The sequence below is a fragment of the Bacillus sp. RC252 genome, assembly GCF_044909215.1.
In the GTDB taxonomy this organism is placed as follows: Bacteria; Bacillota; Bacilli; order Bacillales; family Bacillaceae_G; genus Bacillus_A; species Bacillus_A mycoides.
Genome location: NZ_JBIYDV010000014.1, coordinates 65415 through 82130 on the forward strand (window position 1 = coordinate 65415; position 16716 = coordinate 82130).

14 protein-coding genes, 2 pseudogenes and 1 other annotated feature are annotated in these 16716 nt (G+C 31.6%); of the genes and pseudogenes, 12 read left to right on the forward strand and 4 right to left on the reverse strand.

Features of this window, described 5'->3' with window-relative positions; all coding sequences use genetic code 11:
- Positions 1–51: 51 nt before the first annotated feature.
- The 9 genes and pseudogenes from ABH960_RS19685 to ABH960_RS19725 all read left to right on the forward strand — a co-directional run bounded on the left by ABH960_RS19685 (position 52) and on the right by ABH960_RS19725 (position 10268).
- Positions 52–2190: a penicillin-binding protein gene (locus ABH960_RS19685; protein ID WP_404447717.1), complete on the forward strand. Its 2139-nt coding sequence runs from the start codon at positions 52–54 to the stop codon at positions 2188–2190.
- Positions 2191–2380: 190 nt separating this feature from the next.
- Positions 2381–2638: a binding site (T-box leader), on the forward strand.
- Positions 2639–2703: 65 nt separating this feature from the next.
- Positions 2704–3942, forward strand: coding sequence for an MFS transporter (locus ABH960_RS19690; protein ID WP_404447719.1), 1239 nt, complete (start codon positions 2704–2706; stop codon positions 3940–3942).
- Positions 3943–4053: 111 nt separating this feature from the next.
- A complete protein-coding gene (locus ABH960_RS19695) occupies positions 4054–5079 on the forward strand; it encodes a serine hydrolase domain-containing protein (protein WP_404447722.1) in 1026 nt (341 codons plus the stop codon).
- Positions 5080–5143: 64 nt separating this feature from the next.
- Positions 5144–5251: pseudogene (locus tag ABH960_RS19700) on the forward strand (GNAT family acetyltransferase); the annotation flags it as partial.
- Positions 5252–5423: 172 nt separating this feature from the next.
- On the forward strand, positions 5424–5891 hold the full coding sequence (locus ABH960_RS19705; RefSeq protein ID WP_404447725.1) for a CcdC protein domain-containing protein: 468 nt from the start codon (positions 5424–5426) through the stop codon (positions 5889–5891).
- Between the two features lie 80 nt (positions 5892–5971).
- Entirely contained in the window at positions 5972–6478 is a 507-nt protein-coding gene (locus ABH960_RS19710; RefSeq protein ID WP_002085266.1) for a DUF3189 family protein, read from the forward strand.
- A 195-nt stretch (positions 6479–6673) separates the two neighbouring features.
- Entirely contained in the window at positions 6674–7480 is an 807-nt protein-coding gene (locus tag ABH960_RS19715) for a DegV family protein (protein ID WP_002013192.1), read from the forward strand.
- Positions 7481–7626: 146 nt separating this feature from the next.
- Positions 7627–8850 (forward strand): methyltransferase domain-containing protein, encoded by a 1224-nt coding sequence (locus ABH960_RS19720; protein WP_098168269.1) that lies wholly within the window; start codon positions 7627–7629, stop codon positions 8848–8850.
- Between the two features lie 113 nt (positions 8851–8963).
- On the forward strand, positions 8964–10268 hold the full coding sequence (locus ABH960_RS19725) for an MFS transporter (protein ID WP_404447728.1): 1305 nt from the start codon (positions 8964–8966) through the stop codon (positions 10266–10268).
- A 50-nt stretch (positions 10269–10318) separates the two neighbouring features.
- Here the strand turns inward: ABH960_RS19725 and ABH960_RS19730 are convergent, their stop codons facing one another.
- On the reverse strand, positions 10319–11017 hold the full coding sequence (locus ABH960_RS19730) for a hypothetical protein (RefSeq protein ID WP_002168283.1): 699 nt from the start codon (positions 11015–11017) through the stop codon (positions 10319–10321).
- 505 nt (positions 11018–11522) lie between these two features.
- Here ABH960_RS19730 and ABH960_RS19735 point away from each other — a divergent pair.
- The gene (locus tag ABH960_RS19735) at positions 11523–12323 is read left to right on the forward strand and encodes a GNAT family N-acetyltransferase (protein ID WP_002127623.1); all 801 of its coding nucleotides are present in this window, start codon (positions 11523–11525) and stop codon (positions 12321–12323) included.
- A 46-nt stretch (positions 12324–12369) separates the two neighbouring features.
- The gene (locus tag ABH960_RS19740) at positions 12370–13245 is read left to right on the forward strand and encodes a glycerophosphodiester phosphodiesterase (RefSeq protein WP_404447732.1); all 876 of its coding nucleotides are present in this window, start codon (positions 12370–12372) and stop codon (positions 13243–13245) included.
- Between the two features lie 133 nt (positions 13246–13378).
- On the opposite strand, the gene ABH960_RS19745 is transcribed toward ABH960_RS19740, so the two are convergent.
- A complete protein-coding gene (locus ABH960_RS19745) occupies positions 13379–13792 on the reverse strand; it encodes a magnetosome magnetite crystal formation protein family (protein WP_002141962.1) in 414 nt (137 codons plus the stop codon).
- Positions 13793–13936: 144 nt separating this feature from the next.
- On the reverse strand, positions 13937–14404 hold the full coding sequence (locus ABH960_RS19750; RefSeq protein WP_404447735.1) for a DUF2306 domain-containing protein: 468 nt from the start codon (positions 14402–14404) through the stop codon (positions 13937–13939).
- Between the two features lie 175 nt (positions 14405–14579).
- On the opposite strand from ABH960_RS19750, the pseudogene ABH960_RS19755 reads away from it, so the two are divergent.
- Positions 14580–15109: pseudogene (locus ABH960_RS19755) on the forward strand (DUF4269 domain-containing protein).
- Positions 15110–15154: 45 nt separating this feature from the next.
- Here the strand turns inward: ABH960_RS19755 and pdxR are convergent.
- On the reverse strand, positions 15155–16588 hold the full coding sequence (gene pdxR, locus ABH960_RS19760; RefSeq protein WP_002165703.1) for a MocR-like pyridoxine biosynthesis transcription factor PdxR: 1434 nt from the start codon (positions 16586–16588) through the stop codon (positions 15155–15157).
- Positions 16589–16716: the final 128 nt, after the last annotated feature.

The following is a 16716-nucleotide window of genomic DNA, read 5'->3' on the forward strand; positions in this document are numbered from 1 at the left end:
ATAAAAAAGTGCATCTTCGCATTAATGCATTGTAAAGGAAAGGAGATTAGTATGCATAAACTTCAAACGAATAAAAGCGCTCGATATATGATGATTGCTTTTATTGTTTTGTTTCTTACTATGCTTTTACGCATATTTTATATTCAAGCGGTAGGAGTCGTGCATAATGTTAATGTAAAGGATCTTGCGAAGGAACAACAAAACAAAAATGGAGTTTTAGAGGCAAATCGCGGGACAATTTATGATCAAAACGGTAAAGTATTAGTCCAAGACTCAACGACATATCGCATCGTTGTAAACCTAAAAGGAAAAGATAAATTAAAAGATAAAGAAGATACCGCACAACGTTTAGCAGATGCGCTTGAAGTTGATAAAGAGGAGATCATGAAAAATTTTCACGAAGGACGTACGCAAGTTGAAATTGGTAAAATTGGACGGAATTTACCTAGAGAAGTGAAGGAGGAAATAAAAAAATTAAAAATACCAGGGGTGTCATTTACGACAGAAAAAGCTAGAGTATATCCAAACGAAGACTTTGCATCATATATCCTAGGTTTTGCTAGGCCAGATGAAAAAGGAAATGCAGAAGGTAAGTTTGGACTCGAACAAAGTCTTGATAAATATTTGCGCTCTACAAACGGAAATGTAAAATATGTAGGTTCACGAAATGGTATCCCACTTACAAATGATATAGGAAAAATAGAACCTGCTAAAAATGGAAATAACGTATACCTTACGCTTGATAAACAAATTAATAGTTTTTTAGAAGATGCAATGAACAAAGCGGAGCAACACTATGACCCTTCTATGTTAGTAGGAATTATTGCAGATCCAAAAACAGGTAAGATTTTAGCAATGTCTAGTAAGCCTAGTTATAATCCTAACAAGGGAGACATTGAATATTTTTTAAACGATCCAATTGCGAATGCATTCGAACCAGGGTCTACAATGAAAGTTTTTACATTAGCTGCTGCAATTAATGAAGGTGTATATAACGGGAAAGAATATTTCCAATCAGGAAAATACGCAGTTGGTTCAGCAGAGATTAAAGATCATAATGGCGGCTATGGATGGGGCTCAATTACATTTGATGAAGGGTTTGAAAGGTCATCGAACGTTGCTTTTTCTATTTTAGAAGACCAGTTACTGAAACCAAATAAATTCAAGCAATATATGAATAAATTTGGTTTCAATCAAAAAACAGGGATAGATTTACCTGGAGAAAGTAAAAATACATTATTGTTAAATACTCAAATTCAACAAGTTACTACATCTTTCGGCCAAGGCTCAACTGTAACTCCTATTCAAATCGTACAAGCGGCCACAGCTATAGCAAATGACGGGAAAATGATGCAACCTTATATTGTTGATAAGGTTGTAAATCCAACAAATAAACAAGTTATTATGGAAAATCAACCTAAAGAAATAGGGAATCCGATTAAAAAAGAAACCGCAGATAAGGTAAGGAACTTAATGGAGCGTGTTATAACATCATCTAAAGGAACGGGAACGATGTATAAAATTGATGGTTATCCGATTGGTGGTAAAACAGGGACAGCGCAAATTCCGAATCCTGAAAATGGACGATATATGGAAGGGAAAGATAATTATATTTTTTCATTCTTAGGAATGGCTCCAATTGATGATCCGCAATTAGTCGTATATTTAGCCATTAAGCAACCTAAATTAAAGGGGAATGAATACGGTGCTCAGCCTCTTGCTGAAATTTTTAAACCAGTTATGAAAAATAGTCTAGAATATTTAAAAGTGAAACCATATACAGAAAAGCAAATGGCAGATGCAACAAAGCAATCTGAAATAAAAATACAAAATTATGTAAATCAAACAATGGATACCGTAAAAAATATTGCAGAAAAAGAGAAACTTCAGCCGGTATTATTAGGAGAAGGAAAGATAATAAAACAATATCCACAGACTGGCGAGGTAATGAGTGAAGGAGATCGCATATTTCTAGTAGGAAGTAATGTGAAAATGCCTAACCTAAAAGGTTGGTCAATGCGTGATGTTATGTATTTCTCTAAGTTGTTGAAATTAGATTTAAAAACAACAGGTACAGGGTATGTAACGAGTCAAAGCATTGAAAAGGAACAATATATACAAGAAGGTGATACTTTAAAACTAGATTTGGAACCGCCTCTAGAACCATTAGCAGAAGCGAGTACAAATTAATATCGAATTTTGTAAGAGTCTATAGTATAATAGGCTCTTTTTGTTAGAGTTACAAGCAATTTCACGCACCGTATTTTTTAATAAATAAAAAATCAAGTTGCAAAATTATAAAGGATACTCACTTTTAAAAAAACTGATTATTCTTTTTAATCATTTACAATATAAAACCTATGTGATAATATGGAAAAAACCAAATGCAGTGAAGAGAAGAGTAAATAAAATGAATTTTTCACAGAGAGCTCCATTTAGCTGAAAAGGAGCAAAAATTCTTTATTGAATCAAGTCTCTGAGCAGCACATCGGAACCTTTTAAAAGTGGATGGTGTGACGGGAGCTCCCGTTATAGAGCTAAGGTATAAGCATGAAAATAGTGCAGTACCTGATAAGGTTAATATGGCGACATATTAACAAACTAGGGTGGCACCGCGATGATAAATCTCGTCCCTAAGACTTTAAGTCTTGGGGGTGGGATTTTTTTATTGTTTTAAAACAATTTAGAAAGCGGGTGCCTAAAGTGAAAAAATTACTTAAAGATTGGAAATATCCTTTATTACTATTGTCCGGAGTTGGTATTGCGAATTTAGGTGCATGGATTTATTTAATCGCACTGAATGTACTTGTCTATAATATGGGTGGCTCAGCCTTAGCTGTCGCTACTTTATATGTGATAAAACCATTAGCCACTTTATTTACAAACGCTTGGTCAGGAAGTATGATAGATCGTTTAAATAAACGAAAGTTAATGATTCACCTCGATATATATCGAGTAGTATTTATCGCTATTTTACCCTTGGTTCCATCCCTTTGGATTGTCTATCTCTTAGTATTTTTTATAAGCATGGCCAGTGCGATTTATGAACCAACTGCTATGACATATATGACGAAATTAATTCCAGTAGAGCAAAGACAACGTTTCAACTCACTACGTAGTTTAATAGGATCTGGTGCATTTTTAATCGGTCCAGCAGTAGCGGGGATATTATTAATTACTGGTACACCAGAGTTTGCTATATATATGAATGCTATAGCATTTTTGCTATCAGGGTTCATTACATTACTTTTACCTAATCTTGATAAAAAAGACGATTTTAATACATCCAATGATAAATTGTCACTTACTGTATTAAAGAAAGATTGGAACATAGTTTTAAATTTCAGCAAAAAATCTGTGTATATAGTATGTGTTTATTTCCTATTCCAAGGAATGATGGTTTTAGCTACCGCTATAGATTCACTTGAACTATCGTTTGCGAAAGAAGTTTTATTGTTAACAGATAGTGAGTATGGCTTTTTAGTTAGTACCGCTGGTGCGGGTTTTATTTTAGGAGCAATAACAAATACAATTTTATCAAAAAAATTAGCACCTTCATTTCTAATTGGGATAGGATCATTATTCATTGCAATCGGATATTTGATTTATGCTTTTTCAAATGAGTTTTTAATGGCTGCTATCGGATTCTTTGTTTTATCTTTCTCTATGGCATATGCAAATACAGGATTTTACACATTTTATCAAAATAACGTTCTGGTTCATATGATGGGACGAATCGGGAGTATATACGGGCTCGTTATAGCTGTTTTAACAATTTTTATAACGATTCTGTTCGGCGTTGCAACTCAATTCACTTCTATACAACTTGTAGTCATTGTAGGAGTATTGGTAATGCTACTTATTACTATCATATTGTGCGTGTTTACTTTATTACCATCGCAGTCTAAGGTATATTCCGCTGAATCAATAAATTCGAAATAGTTCCCTTGGTTTTTATTTGAAACTTAGGGGGTTGAATAGGAGGTTTCTTTCCCCTATATATGGAAAAATAATAAGGGGAAAGAACAATACCAATAAACAAGGGTGGTTATTATGATAAAAACAAAAGATCAAATAGAGAAAATTGTAAAAGAAATACATCAGAATATAGATTTTTCTGGGGTAGTCTTAATAAAAAAAGATGATGATATTATTTATGAAAATTCATTTGGATATGCTAACCGAAGTGAATGTATAAACAATACACTACAAACAAGATTTGGAATTGCCTCAGGATGCAAATTATTCACTGCTATCAGTATCTGTCAACTTGTTGAAAGAGGTGTAATTACTTTTCATACAAAGTTAAAAGATTGTCTACATATTAAATTTCCAAACTTTAATGAAGATATTACAGTACATCAACTTTTAACGCATAGTTCAGGTATTCCAGATTATTTTGATGAAAGTATCATGGATAACTTTGAAGACCTTTGGAAACAAACTCCTATGTATCTATTAAAAAGTTTAAAAGACTTTTTACCATTATTCCAAAACAGTAATATGATGTTTACACCAGGAAGTAAGTTTTACTATAACAATGCAGGTTTTATTATACTTGGATTAATTATAGAACAGCAGACAGGACTTGAATTTACGGAATATATAGAAAGAAACATATTTGTTCCAGTTGGTATGAATGATTCAGGCTATTTCTCTTTAGATAATTTACCAAAACATACAGCTCTCGGATATATAAAGGGTGGAAATAGTCAAAAATGGAGAACAAATGCATACTCTATACCCATAAAAGGAGGTTCTGATGGTGGTGCTTATATTACTGCACCAGACATGGTGAAATTTTGGGAAGCTCTATTTAACAACGAAATATTAAGCCACGAATATACGAAGTTACTTTTAACTCCTCATATTTTAGTGAATAATAGCCAGTCTTACGGCTATGGAATATGGATTGAAAAAAGACAAGGAAATATTTTTAAATATCATGTAATGGGATATGATCCAGGCGTGAGTTTTCGCTCGGCCGTATACCCGGAATTAGGAATTACATTAGTTATTCCATCAAATAAAGGGGCAGGACCTGAAAAACTAATGGTAGAAATAGAAGGAGCGTTTTAATTACATGGATATAAAAATTAGAGCATATAAAAAAGAAGACGAAATAGGCTAGGTACGTTGCCGTGTGTTATCTTTTTTAGATACAGCATATTATGACAATGTACTTAGAGGGAAAGAAAAATATGAAAATCCCGCAATTGAACTAGTTGCTATACATGAAGAACAAGTAGTAGAAGACGTACGAGTAAAAAGTACGTCTTTTTACTTTTATAAATAATGCTTAAGGCTGATGGGAAATCACATTCCATATTATACAAATTAAAGTAGCTATCGTATTTCAAGTATGGTATGAACAGAGACGAATATAATTTTCAAAGGTAAACAAGTATATAGGAGGACTCTAAATGGATATTCTATTTGTTATTCTACTTGTTATTCTTATAATTGTATTAATGCAAGGTAAGGAATACAAAGTGAATATTAATCGTATTTGGCTCATTCCGGCTTTGCTGTGCTTTGTAACAATCCAGTCCATTATTCATATGGGACAATTAAATATATTGCACGTACTACTATTCGTTGCAATGTTTGGAATTGGATTGGCACTTGGGATTATTAGGGGGAAAGCTTTAACATTTCGGTTAGATAGTGAAACGGGTCATGTATTACGAAAAGGAAATTGGTTAAGCACAATTATTCTCCTTGTTATTTTAGGTGCGAAAATCGTGATTAAGCAAAGTATGTTTTCTGGCAGTACGCACTCCACATTAATGGTTGTAACGAATGCCTTCCTCTGTATCACATTAGGTACAGTAATTAGTAGACGATATTATATTTGGAAAAAATATAATGAATTAACACAAAGAGTATAAAAAAAATCATCCCTTGTTTAACAATCTTTTGAATGGTGATACTAATTAACATTGAACTTTTTATAATAAGGGATGATATTATGATTTTTATCTACACAGATTTCGGCGGAACGCATACAACCTCGCTAGCTGCAGCTTATCATTTAAATAAATTACCAACTGATCGGAAGTTAACGAAAGAAGAAATTTTAAATGTGGAGTACTTTAATAAATTGAAAACAGAAGATATGGGGAAAATTATTTTTCATGGACAAGATGAATATGGGAATCCCGTATATACAATTGGATGCGGGGCATCAAAAGTCGTTGTACCTGCGATGAAGCATTTAGGAGAGATTCTGCAAAAACATTATCAAAACCATGACAAGATTATTTTCTCTAATACATCACCAACAGTTCCATTGCCAATGACTTTAGGCGGTTTGTTTTCTAGAAGATTTCATATTGATTTTATTGGTGTACCGTTACTCGTATGGGGAGCAAAAATTTGCTGTGATAATATCCAGCGACTTGTCAGTTATACGAAAGAAGCGGGGCGAATGACGAATGATTATGTTGTTATTTTAGATAACGAAACATTTAAGTAATTTAATGTTAAAAGAAAGCCGGAAAATTTTGTGGTTTTCTTTTTTTGATAAATAGACAAAAAACATTCACATTTATTATACATCTACTATAGCCAAAATAATAAAGTCCTGTTACTATTACAGGGGATATTCTCTTTTCGTAAGATAAATATATAGAAAAGTCAGAAAAGAGGAACAGAATAAGGGAGGAACAACATGAAGCGTGTTGCTTGGTTTACTGATAGTACAACTGCGAGTTTTACAACAGATGGTGATAACTTTGTTATCCCAATTGAAGTTATTATTGATGGAGTGTCTTATAAGGATTGTGAAGAAGGAGTTCATAAACGTCTTTATGAAGCGTTAAATGATGGAAGAACAGTTACTACTTCGCAACCTAATATAGGGGAAATGGTAGAATTATTTACTAAATGCAAAGAAGAATATGAAGAAGGCTTTGCAGTTGCTATTAGCGGAAAAGTAAGTGGGACCTATCAAAATATGAAGTTAGCTGCTGATATGGCAGGTTTCCCTTTAACTGTATTAGATAGTGAAACGACAAGTTATCCAATGGATGAACTTTTGAGAAAAGCTAAAACGTTATACAATGATGGTATGACTTTACAAGATATACATAAAACATTAGTAGATGAAAAAAGAAGGCCTTTTTATGTATTTCCAAAAAGCTTAAAAGGTTTATATGCAAGTGGTCGAGTAAAGGGAGTTCAATTTTTACTTGGAAGTTTATTAAGTGTCAACTTAATCTTAGAAGTAAAAGGCGGCGAACTTTTACTTGAAAAGAAAGTGCGTAAAATCCAAAAATGTAGAGAATACATTAAAAATGAGCTTGAAAAAGAATTACCAAAAGTACTTCATATGTTCTATGCTAACGATAAAAATGGAGCTGAAGAATGGATTTCAGATATTAAACAAGCATTCCCTGAAATGGATTTCAAGCTTTATCCATTGCCGATTTCATTTGCTGTACATGCAGGTGAAGGTACAATAGCAATTAGTTATTAAGAGGAAAACCCGTGAATGATTCGCGGGTTTTTTTATTTTTTTCTACAATTACCCTATACTAGATAATTATATATAGATGGATAAAAGGATTTCCTACTATTAGAAAAGAAGTATTTATAAACAAATACTAAAATGGTAGTGATATTATGAAAATCGGAAAGTTTGGAGAAAAAAACAATATAAGTATAGATACAATTAGACATTATATGGATCTCGGACTAATTATTCCTGAAAAAAAGGGTGGCCATTATTTTTTTGATGAGTATTGTCAAAAAGATGTAGAGCTTATATTAGAGTACAAATGGCTAGGATTTAGTTTGAATGAAATTAAAGAACTTTTTCTTTATAAAAGTTTAGCAAAATCTATAAATTATGAAAAAGATACTTTTTACCAATCTTTATTTAAATTGAAATATGAAAAGATTGAACAAGAAATACAAATTTTAGAGGAAAGAAGAGATAAATTAAAGGCAGCGTTAAATGATTTATCTATAACAACTGAGATTTCTAATTCAATTTTAGGGGTAGATTTAAGGGTGCTTAATTTTCTTACATGTTTTAAGTGTAGCGGAAATTTAATTCTTCAAGATGGAATTATTAATAGTAATCAAATTACGGAGGGGAAATTAACTTGTAATTGCGGCGAAGAATATGTTATTAATTCAGGGATTTTAACAGCAGATAAATCGTTTGAAACGTCTGACAGGGCTTCTTTTGAAGATCCTATTTCAGATTATATCCATGCAACTGATTCTTCTTATTTGGAGAATATACATAGAATAGGAGAATGGGCGAAAAAGAAACTAAAACAACTAGATTTAAATGACAAGGTAATACTTGATATAGGATCGGGTCTTGGATTCTTTTTACGAAATATTTATGAAGAACTGCCAGAGGATTGCTTATATATTGCTGTTGATCGTGATTTGAATAAACTTCTATTTTTAAAAGATGTAATTGAAAAAAGAAATTCCAAAAGAAACATTCTTTTTATTTGCGCTGATTTTTTAAGTATACCTATTCAGAACCATTCTGTTGATATTGTAATTGATCAGTCTGGTACAAGTAATTACAGTTTTGAGCATGAGGATTTTTTACTTCACGAATTAAACTATCTATTCAAACCTGATTGTTATTTATTAAGTTCATTTATTGTATTTAAAAATTTTAGCATAAATAGCCAAATTACAACTAGATTAAGAGATAATTTTACGTCTTCAAAAGTCAAGGGAGAAATCCAAAAGCTACAGTTTAATTACATAGATGAAAGAACTTCAGAATATATAGAACGAGGCGGAAAGTACGAAGATTTCTTTGTTCAAGGAGAAGAAATTTATACATATTCATTTTTCGGAAAAAGATGGGGTTAACCCCATCTTTTTAAATTTTTCTTTTAGAAGTTTTTAATAATAGCATATTGATATTGGGTTAACCCGAGAACTTACACTGTACGTAATACAAAGTTCAGCGGGAGGGAAATGTTATGGGAAGTTTACGATTACATATAGAAAATAAAAAAAGAAACCAAGAACTAAGAAATATTTGTTTATATTCAATTGCAAAAACAGTATCAATATCCGGTAGCTCTATGTATAGTTTCGCATTAGGATTATATGTTTTACAAATAACCGGATCTGCGTTAAATTTTGCGATTACGCTCATTTTAGGAACGATTCCAATGATTGTTATGAATCCATTTGCCGGTGTAATTGCTGATAAGGTTGATAAAAAGAAACTGGTTATTTGTATGGATTTACTAAGTGGTTGCTTATTAATAACTGTTTATATATTAAGCAGCTATTATGGATTAAACTTATTCATCATTTATACTACTACCTTTCTTATGACGGTATTTACAACATTCTTTGGAATAGGGTTAGAAGCGGCAAAACCAAATATCGTCTCTAAAGAGAGGTTAATGAGTATTAACTCTATAAGTAAAATTATCGATTCTGTATCTTTAATTCTCGGTCCTATGTTAGGTGGCATCGTTTTTGCTGTATTAGATATAAAAACTTTTATAATTATAAATGGTATTTCATTTATTCTTTCGGGCATATCCATATTGTTTATTCACTTTAAATTGTTCGAGTACAACATAAATGATGGATGTTCAAAAAGAGAAATTAATTTTATTAAAGATATAAAAGAGGGGTTTTCTTACTTAATTGAAAAGGAAAGCTTAAAGAATACGTTTAGTATTTTAACTTCACTTAATTTCTTCCTAGGTTTTGCTGTAACTGTTCCATTGCCATATATTATAAATACGGTTCTCAATCTAAGTTCTAAGCAATTTGGTATGATTCAAGGGACTTTTCCTGTAGGGATGATAATTGGTGCAATTTTAGTAAAAAAGATAACTAATCGTTTTTCTTACTCTTATCTTTTGAAAAAGCTAAGTTCAATGTTGGCAGTTTTTATGATTATTTCAGGAATTCCAGTTCTATTCAAAAGTTTTGAAGTAAATGATTTTGTATACGTTATTACGTATTGTGTTGTTATGTTCTTTTTAGGGCTAATAATAGCGTTAATTGATATTCCTTTAATTTATTTCACGCAAAAAGAGATTCCTGATGAATATAGGGGGAGAGTACTCAGTATTGGATTAAGTATAGGTAAAATGATGCAGCCAATAGCACTAGCATTATCGGGTCTATTATTAAATTATATTCCAGCCTACATGCTTCCAATTGCAGGAGGGATAGTATTTCTTATTTTAAATAAAGCTTACTCAAATAAGTTGAATTTAGAAATTCATTCAAAAGATTATAGTGTTTTGCGTAGCTAAGTGATATTGTTAAATGTTTAAAAAGCACAGGAACATCATCCTGTGCTTTTCTATCGTAATTCAGCTGTCTTTCTAATGACAATCTTATCAATATCATCTTCTTCTTCACCAATAAATAACCCGCGCTCTTTTAAATATGTTTCAAAGTATAAATCTGCTTCTGCACGTTCATCATATGGCTTTACAGATAGAACGAAACCTAATTTATTTTGCTCCTCTAAATGAGAAGTGGAGATATAAGCCGGTACATTGTGGCGTAAAAAGAGCTCTTTAACAGGAATGATCATATCTTTCATTAACTTCGTTAACATACCCATTTCAAACTCAAAATTAAAGCGATCTATACTAGATAAATCCGCGAATACTACACCAATAAAACCTGTATTAAATACTTCTTGATATTCTACTTCTTCGTTACCGTAAAAATTCTTTTCGATTAAATAATTTATAAAGTAAGCAACGCCATCACTTTGTTCAAACGGTTTTGTTGAAAGAACAAAGCCGATTTTCTTTTGTTTATGTAAATACACACATGACATGTGTGCGGATATATTATGTTCTTTAAATAATGCACTCGTTGCCCCAGATAGACCATCTAGTACGTGATGAACAATTTGAAGTTTTTTACGAGCGAAATAATAGGATTTCTTTTGTAACTCCAATGTATCAATAAAGACAGAGCCGATAAAGCCTGTATTTGAAATAATAGGTGTTTGCTTTTTTCTTCCTCTGCGCTTTGCTTGAGTCATTGTTGAAATCATCCCTTCATGTACAAATAAATTAAAAGAACGTTTGTTCGTATATTTATATTTTACTATTAAAACGCACTAAAGTAAAGGGTTTTTGACGAAAAAACAATAAAAAAGACACCTATAAAAGGTGCCTTAAACGTTGCAGGGAAGAGGTTTCATCCCATTATTTATATTAAGATACAGATACAATCTCTTCTGTATCTTCTACATCTAAATGACAGTCCATAGTACGAACATCTTGATCTTCATGACTTCCGAAATAAATAGTAATTTTCATATGTATCGCTCCTTTATTCTAGGAATACCTAAAATAATTACTAGTAATGTTAATATTTATTATATACCACTTTTTTCATTCCGACAACGTTATATCATTTTTAATTCTTTTAGGGCGCAAAGAGTGATTTATAGAGATATTTTTATAGAAATAGGTACATTTCTTATATGATATATTTAATACTGAAGGATTCGAATACGAATTTTTATGAAAGGAGCAAAATGAATGAATTATAAACAGTTACTAATAGACAATTTTACATATAAAACCTCATATATTGCGCGGCAGGTAAATGGAATGGATGTAAAAGAAACGAAGGATTACATTACTGTCGACTGCGGATTACCTGCAGATACATTTAATATTATCACACTACTAAATAGTAATGTAACGGAAGGAATCGAGAAATTATATAAGGAGGTAGAATACTATAATCAAAAGAAATTTCCAATGAGTGTTTGGTTTTGGGATGATAAGCAAGAACAGACTATAAAAAGCGAATTAATCAAACTTGGTTTAAAAGAAGCTGAAAAGAATATCGCGATGGTAGCAGAATTAAAAACAATTCATCCAAGAATAAACATGCCAGTAGGTTTTACGATACAAAAAGCATCTTCTTCAGGACAAATCAAAAAGTTTGGAGAAACGTTAGCTAATCTATTTGGTACATCAGAGGAAGGTAAAAATGTACAAGCATACTATAATCAAATTTCTTCTTTAAGTTTATGGAATAGCGATAACATGAAACTATACTTAGGTCTTTATAAAGGTGAGGTAGTATCTGTTGGCTCTTTAGTATGTACGAAAGATAGTGTCGGTATTTATGATATAGCGACTAAAGAAGAAATGAGAGGACAAGGATTCGGCTCTACTATGTTTAATTTCTTGCTGCAAGAAGCTGAACAACTAAAAAATACGTATTGCGTATTACAAGCTTCACCTGATGGAATAAATATTTATAAAAAATCCGGCTTTCAAGTTGTAGGACAAATGACTGTTTTTGAAAATCGGCATTTATTTGAGTAAATCATCCAAGTCAAATTGTTTTAAATATAGGAGTTAACATACCGTTATGAAAAAAACAGCTATAATTAAAATCATTTGTTTCTTCATAGTAATAAGCATCTTTGTTTTTCAACAAGTAAATGAACATAATTATATAAAAGCTACTAATCAATCAAATCATATAAAAAACATTGCGCATAGAGGTGCTTCTGCATATGCACCAGAACATACAATAGTTGCTTATACATTAGGACAACAATTAAAAGGTGACTATATAGAAATAGATCTCCAAATGACAAAAGATGGACATTTAATAGCTATGCATGATGAAACATTAAACCGTACAACAAACGGTGCGGGCTTAGTAAAAGAGCATACATTAGAAGAAATAAAGAAACTAAATGCAGGATCTTTTTTCAATAAAAAGCATTCTAATTTAGCAAAGAAAGAATTTGAAGATGCTACAGTTCCAACAATAGAAGAAATTATTGAAACGTTTGGACATAATGCTAACTATTATATCGAAACAAAATCGCCAGATAAATATCCTGGAATGGAAGAAAAACTATTAGAAATTATTAATCATTACCAAATAAATGATAAAGTTATTATTCAATCATTTAGTGAAGAAAGTCTGCGAAAGATTCATAATTTAAATGCCAATATACCGCTAGTACAATTATTATCACATAAAAAAGCAGTTCAATTAACAGAATCAGAAATAGAAAAGTATAAAACATACTGTATAGGTCTTGGTATGAATTACAAATATATTGATGCAACCTACGTAAAAAAAATAAAGAATTATGGATTAGAAGTTCATCCATTTACAGTAGATAATGAAAAAGATATGAAAAAGTTACTAGTATGGGGTGTAGACGGCATGTTTACTAATTATCCGGATCGTTTACATTCAATATTGGATTTGAAAAATCATAAATAAAAAGAATTACCAGATAGGAAATGATGTACGGCTGTTTTCCTGATGGCAACATAATTGAATACATTGAGCCGAAGTTTAAATAACTATGCAAAAGAGAAAACAAAAAGAATCCAATAAAAATATTGGATTCTTTTTATTTAGTTCTATGCACCCATCGTGAAACAATAGGATAATGAAATTCTTTATTTTGTAATTCATATAAAATCCCTTTAAGTGGTCCTAAAATTACGGCGGCTAAAAGTATTATATATAGTGGAATTGTTCCAAAAATAACAAATAAGGAATTTGTACTCAAGTCAATGTGTAATAAGGAAAGCATGATCGTACGGATTACTACGAAGTTCCAAAGAAATACAGCGAGCCATACTCCAAATTGGAAAAGGGCTGATTCTAGATTCATCTCTTTTATACTTTGTGATTTGAAAACGAAATAAAGTATGAGCGGTATAAAGAAAAGTGTATTACCAAAGAGGAAAAAGGCCAAGAAAGATAATAAAGTAATTGCATGTATCACTAGTTTAATGTTTTTATCTTGTGATAGTATCATTAAAATCCTCCTATATTTAATTTAGATGGTAAAAAACAATATAACCCATTATATCATAGGAAACATGAAATCTAAATAATCATACTATTCTCTGTATTGAGCATAATTTTTCATAAGATTACTCAGAAAGTAATCAAAATGCAACTAATTTTCCCTCTGTTTTTTATATTTTTTTGATACACTGGCTACGAGAGGAATGCCAATTAAGGTAGGTAAAAACCAAAACCATATAGGCGGCAGTAAATTAATAATTGGAATATGAATTCCGACGTTTACTAAAAGTGCGGTTACGGCACCGATATAGGAGCCTAACATACCTCTAATATGGTGTTGCAACCAATTTCTCCATCGTTTTTTTCTTGCGAGATATCCGTAAATCGCAAATGAATAGGAGATAATTGCTACATAAAATAAATATGCGATTTCATCCCACTTTATAATGGCCAATATAATTGCCGTCAGGGTTATGCCAACATAAGATGCATGATATATTTCGCCCCATTCCGTATGTTTTCCTTTCTTTTTTTGAGCAACCATCGCTACAATACCAGTAATTAAACATATGGTTCCAAATAATATGTGTATGGTCAAAAGAATATTGAAAATGCTCATAAAAGTTCCTCCTTTTTTATTTTTATAGTATTGCAGTATAGGAGAAAAGTTGAAAAATATAGTTAGTTCGCCTTAATATATTGAAATAAAGGTACTCCTAGAACAAAATGAAATGATTAAATTTTTTCTCAAATTTAGTGAGATGAGTATTACGTTAAATGAAGGAGAGACTTCTATATTTACATCTATCACATACTTACAATCCGGGAACGATAAACAACAAAAAGTTTACGACGTTATGAATAAGCTAAACATAATGGCGGATTTAGCTTTATATAGTCCTGTACTTTGTGGGACAATCTCTATTAGAATTGATACCCTTCACTCTGACTTAGATATTGTAATGGAAGTACATAATTATGATGTTTTTGAACAGGAAATTAGATCTTTGTATGGTTCATATGAAGGTTTTGAAATGAAAAAGAAAAACATTAGAAATATCTTAACAATAAAGGCAACTTTTCAATTTGAAGGTTTTGAATTTGAATTATTTGGTCAACCGCAGCCAGTGCGTAACCAAAATGCATATAAACATATGATAGTGGAGCACATGCTATTAATGCAGCATCCCCATATTAGAAAAAAATCATCCAATTAAAAGAACAAGGCATAAAAACAGAACCGGCTTTTGCACAAGTATTAAAAATTGACGGAGATCCTTATGAAGAACTTATTTTATTAGGACAGGAAATGAGATTTTGGTAAATAGGGTACACATAAAAATCCTCTTTATATAAAAGAGGATTTTTATTATGCCATTAACTTACGAATTAAATTACTTAATATATAAATACCTTGAGTAATTTGTTCAGAGGAAGCATATCCATACGATAAGCGTATGCACTGATCCGATTCTTCTTCATAAATACGTCCTGGGTTTAAAAGAACTCCCTTTGATAGTGCTTCTGAAAACAGTTTTTTCATTGGAATGTTAGGTACAACCGTTAGCCATATAAAAAATCCACCACTTGGAATATCCCATGTAGCAATATCTGCACAATACTTGTCTAAAGCTTGTAACATCATTCGTCTCCGCTCTTTCAGGTGGATCCTTACGTTCGCAACGTGTTCTTCATAAAATCCTTTACTCAACCATTCTGCAGCAACTCTTTGTGATAAAGAACTTGATCCATAGTCAGTTTGCATTTTTATGTCTGACAATCTCTCAATAACAGGCTCTGGCCCGATAATCCAGCCAATTCTAAGTCCTGGGCTAAGTGTTTTAGATAGACTGCCGATATATAAAATATGTCCATGTTTATCCATCGACTTTAAAGGTAGTGGCGGTATTTCATCAATCCATAATTCACGGTAAATATCATCTTCAATGATAGGCAATTGTTCTTTTTCGCATATTTTTAGTATTTCTTTTCTTCGATCCTTGGACATTAATACACCCGTCGGATTTTGAAAACAAGGAATCGAATATAAAATATTTTTCTTTTGACTATAATTAATTCTTCTTAACAAGTCATTAGGGATAATTCCATGTTGATCCATCTGTATTCCAGAAAGGTGAATATTAGCCGATTGAAATACATGAAGAGAATATAAGTAAGAAGGTCGTTCAAGTAAAACAGTTGACTCTCTATGTAAAAGACCGATTGATATTAATTGTAATGCCTGTAATGCACCAGAGACTATTAATATAGAGCTTGGTGATGTATTTATTCCAAATGATTTTACATAATTACTTATTGCTTCACGTAAAGGGAAATATCCTTTTTGTTCTTCATATCCGAAATAATCTAGTTCCTCACATACGTTACGCATAATGAATTGCATAGTTTCTAACGGGAAAAGATGAGGTGCAAGTTCTCCTTTACTAAGATGAATCAATTTTTTATTTGCTTCTGCTTTATTTATTTCTCGTACCATTAACTTGCTTGGTTTATGAATACCAGCCTTTACATATTCACTCCAATCGGGCGGGGGATTGGTGGCTAATAATGACCATGTATTATTCGTTACAATTGTTCCTGACCCGATTTGCCCTTGAATTAAGCCATCTGCCATAAGTTCTTCTAGTGCGGTTATTACAGTACTACGATTTACATGAAATAATTTCGCTAACTGCCGCTGGCTAGGAACCTTACTTCCAATCGGCCATTCTCCGTATTCAATTTTTTCTTTCATATAGTCTATTATCTGCCGATATTTAGGCAGTTTTTTATCAGTAGACATATTAAAAACTCCCTCATTCATTTTAAAAATGCAAAGTGGTTGGTTTTTTCGAGGATTAACTGGTTGAAGACATTGTATCAACTATTAAATATGATGAAAAGAAATAATTGGTAATTAGAAAATGGCTG

Bases quoted from the DNA above. Each gene is read 5' to 3' on its own strand.
- ABH960_RS19730 (WP_002168283.1), bottom strand. From the start codon at position 11,017: ATGACTCAAGCAAAGCGCAGAGGAAGAAAAAAGCAAACACCTATTATT.
- ABH960_RS19720 (WP_098168269.1), top strand. From the start codon at position 7,627: ATGAAAATCGGAAAGTTTGGAGAAAAAAACAATATAAGTATAGATACA.
- ABH960_RS19715 (WP_002013192.1), top strand. From the start codon at position 6,674: ATGAAGCGTGTTGCTTGGTTTACTGATAGTACAACTGCGAGTTTTACA.
- ABH960_RS19735 (WP_002127623.1), top strand. From the start codon at position 11,523: ATGAATTATAAACAGTTACTAATAGACAATTTTACATATAAAACCTCA.
- ABH960_RS19705 (WP_404447725.1), top strand. From the start codon at position 5,424: ATGGATATTCTATTTGTTATTCTACTTGTTATTCTTATAATTGTATTA.
- ABH960_RS19685 (WP_404447717.1), top strand. From the start codon at position 52: ATGCATAAACTTCAAACGAATAAAAGCGCTCGATATATGATGATTGCT.
- ABH960_RS19710 (WP_002085266.1), top strand. From the start codon at position 5,972: ATGATTTTTATCTACACAGATTTCGGCGGAACGCATACAACCTCGCTA.
- ABH960_RS19740 (WP_404447732.1), top strand. From the start codon at position 12,370: ATGAAAAAAACAGCTATAATTAAAATCATTTGTTTCTTCATAGTAATA.
- pdxR (WP_002165703.1), bottom strand. From the start codon at position 16,588: ATGTCTACTGATAAAAAACTGCCTAAATATCGGCAGATAATAGACTAT.
- ABH960_RS19725 (WP_404447728.1), top strand. From the start codon at position 8,964: ATGGGAAGTTTACGATTACATATAGAAAATAAAAAAAGAAACCAAGAA.
- ABH960_RS19745 (WP_002141962.1), bottom strand. From the start codon at position 13,792: ATGATACTATCACAAGATAAAAACATTAAACTAGTGATACATGCAATT.
- ABH960_RS19695 (WP_404447722.1), top strand. From the start codon at position 4,054: ATGATAAAAACAAAAGATCAAATAGAGAAAATTGTAAAAGAAATACAT.
- ABH960_RS19750 (WP_404447735.1), bottom strand. From the start codon at position 14,404: ATGAGCATTTTCAATATTCTTTTGACCATACACATATTATTTGGAACC.